Source organism: Kytococcus sp. HMSC28H12 (genome assembly GCF_001816045.1).
In the GTDB taxonomy this organism is placed as follows: Bacteria; Actinomycetota; Actinomycetes; order Actinomycetales; family Dermatophilaceae; genus Kytococcus; species Kytococcus schroeteri.
Genome location: NZ_KV824445.1, coordinates 1 through 4,637, shown reverse-complemented (window position 1 = coordinate 4,637; position 4,637 = coordinate 1). Strand labels below are relative to the sequence as shown.

Annotated in this window: 4 protein-coding genes and 1 pseudogene; 1 reads left to right on the top strand and 4 read right to left on the bottom strand. The window is 75.4% G+C overall.

The annotated features are described in order from the left end of the window. Window positions 1-333, top strand: a pseudogene (locus HMPREF3099_RS05990) (hypothetical protein); the annotation flags it as partial. Window positions 334-340: 7 nt separating this feature from the next. On the opposite strand, the gene HMPREF3099_RS05985 reads toward HMPREF3099_RS05990, so the two are convergent. From HMPREF3099_RS05985 to HMPREF3099_RS05970, 4 genes are all read right to left on the bottom strand, one after another. Continuing rightward, on the bottom strand, window positions 341-1,636 hold the full coding sequence (locus tag HMPREF3099_RS05985) for a hypothetical protein (RefSeq protein ID WP_070705154.1): 1,296 nt from the start codon (window positions 1,634-1,636) through the stop codon (window positions 341-343). 95 nt (window positions 1,637-1,731) lie between these two features. Continuing rightward, window positions 1,732-2,286, bottom strand: a complete 555-nt coding sequence (locus tag HMPREF3099_RS05980; RefSeq protein WP_083323543.1) for a GtrA family protein — start codon at window positions 2,284-2,286, stop codon at window positions 1,732-1,734. Then, entirely contained in the window at window positions 2,279-3,106 is an 828-nt protein-coding gene (locus tag HMPREF3099_RS05975) for an SOS response-associated peptidase (RefSeq protein ID WP_070705153.1), read from the bottom strand. Before HMPREF3099_RS05975 ends, HMPREF3099_RS05980 begins: the two co-directional genes overlap by 8 nt. A gap of 52 nt (window positions 3,107-3,158) precedes the next feature. Beyond that, a partial coding sequence (locus HMPREF3099_RS05970) for a multicopper oxidase domain-containing protein (RefSeq protein ID WP_168168455.1) occupies window positions 3,159-4,637 on the bottom strand: 1,479 nt, incomplete at its 5' end.

The window sequence follows — 4,637 nt, the reverse complement described above, 5'->3', positions numbered from 1 at the left end:
CCACAGCACGCGACGGGCCTGCCGCCGGCCGGAGCGGCCCGCACCACCATGTACGACGTGCCCCAGACCGGGCCGGTGGACCGGTTCGCCACGGGGCAGGAGCCGTCGCGCGGTCCGCTCGCGAAGGCCCCTGTCGGTGGGACCCAGACGCCCGACGCCCCGGGGCCGCGCCGCGTGGTGGGTCGGGCGGCACCGGCGGAGCCGACCGCCACCCGGGTCTGGAACCACGAGGAGACCCCGTCCTCCCCGGTGGTGCCGCCGGCGGTCGCCTGGGCCCTGGTGCTCGCCGGCCTGCTGGTGCTGCTCGTGGTGCTCGTGGCCGCGCTGGGCTGAGTGCCCCTCAGCCGCGGGCGCGGTTGGCCACCAGGGCCAGGGCGCCGGCCAGGAGCATCAGGCCACCGAGGGCGCCTCCACCCCACAGGACCGGCTTCGACGGGCCGCCGTCGGAGGAGCCAGCCGAGGCCGCCCGCTCGTCGCCGCCGGTCGCCGCGGAGGACGTGCTGCCGCCGGAGTCCTCCCCGCCGGTCGGCGCCGCGCTGCCTTGGTCACCCTCACCGCGTCCGGCCCCGGGCTCGATGACGCGGTCACGCTCCTCGGAGGGAGCGCTGCCCTCGGCGTAGCGGGGGGCGTCGACGGCATCGCCGAGTACCGCCACGGTGAGGGTGAACGGCACCTCGCGGTACTCCTCACCGGACTCGTCGGCCGTCACCACCACGTACTGGTCACCGGGGAGGGTCGGCCCCTGCCCGTCGCGGTTGTTCCACGCCACCGGCAGCGAGGCCGTCTCGGCCACCGCCTCGTCGTGGTCCCAGAAGCTTGCCCGGGCGTCCTTGGCGCCGCTGGCCACGGTGTCCAACTCGCGTCGGTCGGCACCCACCAGGGTCACGGTGACGGCGCCGGACTCGAGGCCCTCGGACTCCGCGTTCACCGACACGCGGGCCTGCACCCGCTGGCCCCACTCGGCGGGGACCTTGTAGAGGCGCGCCTCGCCGGCCACCACGGACCCGCGCACGGAGTGCTCCGGCGACACCTCGGGGGCCTCGGCCAGGGAGAGGCCTCCCTGGGTGTCCTGCACCTCGGCGCTGGCCTTCATGTCCGTCCAGTCGACCGACTCCTGGGGCTTCGGCAGGCCGGCGGTGGTGGGCACCGCCGGCTCCTCGGCCACGTGCAGCTCGAACGGCCGCTCCTGGGGCTCCTTGGTGGTGTTGGTGACCGCCACGACCACCTGGTCGGAGTTCTCGCAGACCGGGTCCTCGTCGTCGCCGGCGTTGCCCACCACGAGACCGAGCGTCCAGCCGGTGTCCGTCCCGCACTCCTGGCCGAGGGCGTCCAGCACGCGGACCTCCAGGCCCTCGGCCTCGTAGGTGGTGGTGCCCACGCGCAGGATGCCGTCCTGGGTGCTGCGACGGACCCGGTAGAAGGACGTGTCGCCGTCGGCCGGGGCGGAGTCGGTGAAGGTGCCGGCGCTCAGCAGCGGGGCCGTGAACAGGTCCCCACCGCCCTGGACCGCCGTGCCCTTGGTCTGCAGGGGCTCGGGCTCGCGCTCGGCGGCCGGGGAGGAGGCGGCCCCCGCGGACGGGCCCTGCAGCAGGGCCAGCACGATGCCGGCGACGGCGGGGCGGGCGAGGGGGTGCATGCGTCCTCCGTGCGGGGTCGAGGGGCGGCCCACGGCTCACGGCGCGGGCGGGGACCGGCGGACCTGTCCGGGGGTCGAGGGTACCTGCGGACCGGTCAGGCGCCGCGGCGGTCCGCGGGCCACCGGGCCCCGTCCGACGACTCGTCGGCCGGGTTGCCGTGGCGGAAGACCACGAACCGCATGGCCAGGTACATGTAGACCGCCTCGCACAGGCCGGCGGCCATCCGGGCGACGGCGAACGGCACACCCAGCGTGGTCAGCCCCGTGTTCACGCCGAGGATGAAGGCCAGGTAGTTGACCGACACCACGAGCACGTAGCGCAGCGACTGGCGGCCGGCGTGCCCCTCGCTCTCGAAGTTGAAGTGCCGGTTCACCACGAAGGCCGTGGCCAGGGCGGTCACGTACGCGATGGTGGTGGCCACCGGGTAGGGCAGGCCCACCGGCTTGTGCAGCAGCCACAGCAGCGCGAGGTCCAGAGCGAAGGTGCAGAGGTTCAGCATCGCGAACCCGACCGCCGTGGGCGGCACGTGGCGGCGCAGGCCCGAGGGGATGAGCCGCCAGAGGCCGTCGCGCAGGTGCAGGAAGGCCGCCACGCCCGTCGGGCGCGGCTCGTGGGCGGTGGGGTGCTCGGGGGTCACGGGCTCAGCCACCGACCACCTCGCCGGTGACGGGGTCCACCACGCCCACGAGCTGCTCGGTGGGCACCGGGCGCACGAGCTCGGGGCCGTTGGTGGCCACCCGGCTCACGCCGCTGCCCACCGGCCATGCCTGGAAACGGCCCTCCGGCTGGTGGGAGAGCAGCTCCAGGATGTGGTCGTCCTCGGTGGCGGCCGGGTCGAGCCAGGCGGCCCAGTCCTCGGGCTCCACCACCACCGGCTGCCGGTCGTGGATGCGGTCCAGCCCCGGCTCGGCGTCACGGGTGAGGATGGTGAAGCTCACCACCCAGTCGTGAGCCTGGCCCCCGGTGCCCAGCCGGTGGAACTCGTACAGCCCGGCGAAGGCCAGCGGCGCCTCGTCCACGCGGGACATGAAGAACGGTTGCTTGCGGGGCTTGCCCGCGGTCGTGCGGGCCACGGGGGAGGCCTGCCACTCGTACCAGCCGTCCGCAGGCACCAGGCAGCGCCGCGTGCGCGCCGGGCCCGCGAAGGTGCGCTTCTCGAACAGCGTCTCGCTGCGGGCGTTGATCATGCGGTTGCCCATGGTCAGGTCCTTGGCCCACGGCGGCACGAGACCCCAGGAGAGCAGGCGCAGCTGGCGCTCGGCGGGGGCGTCCTCCTCGCCTCGGGGCGTGCGGGTGAGGACCACCGGCACCTGCTTGGTGGGCGCCACGTTGAAGTCCGGGGTGCCGGGGGCCGGCTCCTGGGGACGCTTCATCACCGGCGCGCCGGGCTCGTCGGTCGCGTCGCGCTCGACCTCGAACTCCTCCACCAGGGCGTCCGGGGAGGCGCTGGCTGCGTAGCGTCCACACATGGGACCCGAGCCTACGGTGCCGGGGCGGGGCGACGGGCTACGCCGAGCGGGCTCAACGGGCGGCCCCGGTGACCTCCACCACGCCGCGGGCACCGCGCTCGGCATCGGACATGACGTGGCTGACCAGCGGGTAGTGGCCCGCCTCGGGGAAGGTGAGCTCCACGAAGCCGCCCTCGGCCGGCTGCAGGGCCATCACCTGGGCGCCGGTCCCGCGGGCCCGTGGGCCCACTCGGTAGGCGCCCTCGGACCAGACGGTGTCGAACTGCCCGCCCACCACGTGGAAGGAGCTCGCTCGGTTGGGCCCCGCATCGAGCACCCACAGGCGCACGCGCTCACCGACCCGGGCGGTCAGCGGGTGCTGCAGGTACTGGTCGGCGATGCCGTTGAAGGTGACGAACGGCGCCTCCCCGGCGGCGATCGCCTCGGGGTCCACCGGCCCGCCGTCCGAGGCGGGGTAGGCCTCGGACTGCACGAGCACGTACTCGCGGTCCACCTCCGGCAGGCCCTCGCGCGGCTCGACGACCACCGCCCCGTGCATGCCGGCGGCGATGTGCGAGCTCATCGGCGCCGTGGAGTAGTGGTACATCCAGATGCCCGAGCGCTCGGCGGTGAAGCGGTAGGTGAGGCGCTCGCCGGGTTGGATGGTGCGCATCGGGCGGTCCGGGGCCAGGGCGCCGGCGTGGAAGTCGATGGAGTGCCCCATCGAGCCGTCGTTGACGAGCGTGACCACGAAGGTGTCCCCGACCCGGCCGTGGAGGGTGGGTCCGGGGGCGCGGTCGTTGAAGGTCCACCGGTGCTGCGTGACGCCGGGGGCCACCTCGAGCTCCAGCTCGCTGGCGCGCAGGGTCACGTGGTGCTCGGTGCCGCGTCCCCGGGCGGGCAGGCGCGGGTCCACCGGGTGCTCCACGGTGGCGTCCGGGTCGGCGCGCAGGGGAGTGGTGGAGGCCGGGGAGTCCGTGCCGTGGCCGGTGTGCTCCCCGGGGTCGTGCCCGGCCTGCCCGTCGGCCGTGTCCGCGGCCTCGCCAGCGCCGCCCTCGACGACGAGGTCGAGCACCATGCCGGCCTGCCGGTGGCCCACGATGGTGCACCACCCCTGGGTGTCGGCGCCGACGACGCCGAGGTCCAGCGTGGCGCGCTCCCCGGGGCCCAGGCGCGGGGTCTGCTGCCCGGCGATGGCGAGGTCGTGCACCTGGGTGTCGGCGTTCACCACGTCGAGGACGACGCGGTCGCCGGCGGGCACGGTGACGGTTCCGGGGTCGAAGCGCATGTCGGCGGCGCGCACCTCCACCCGGGTGGTGTGCCCGGTGGGGGCCACCGCTGCCTGACCGGAGGGGGAGGGGGCGGTGGCCGGGCCGAGGGAGGCCCCCAGCGCGGTCACCAGGGCCAGGGCGGAGAGGGCCGCGGCGACCTGCCCGGCCGACCAGATGGACGGCATGCGGTCCGGACCGGCGGGTGCCGTGCGTTCCCCTGCGTCGGGGGAGCCGGTCTCGTCGACGGCCCGCACCGCGCCTGCCTGCCGGGCCGCCAGCTG

Excerpts from the sequence above, each read along its gene's own strand:
- HMPREF3099_RS05985 (WP_070705154.1), bottom strand. The coding sequence starts at position 1,636 with ATGCACCCCCTCGCCCGCCCCGCCGTCGCCGGCATCGTGCTGGCCCTG.
- HMPREF3099_RS05975 (WP_070705153.1), bottom strand. The coding sequence starts at position 3,106 with ATGTGTGGACGCTACGCAGCCAGCGCCTCCCCGGACGCCCTGGTGGAG.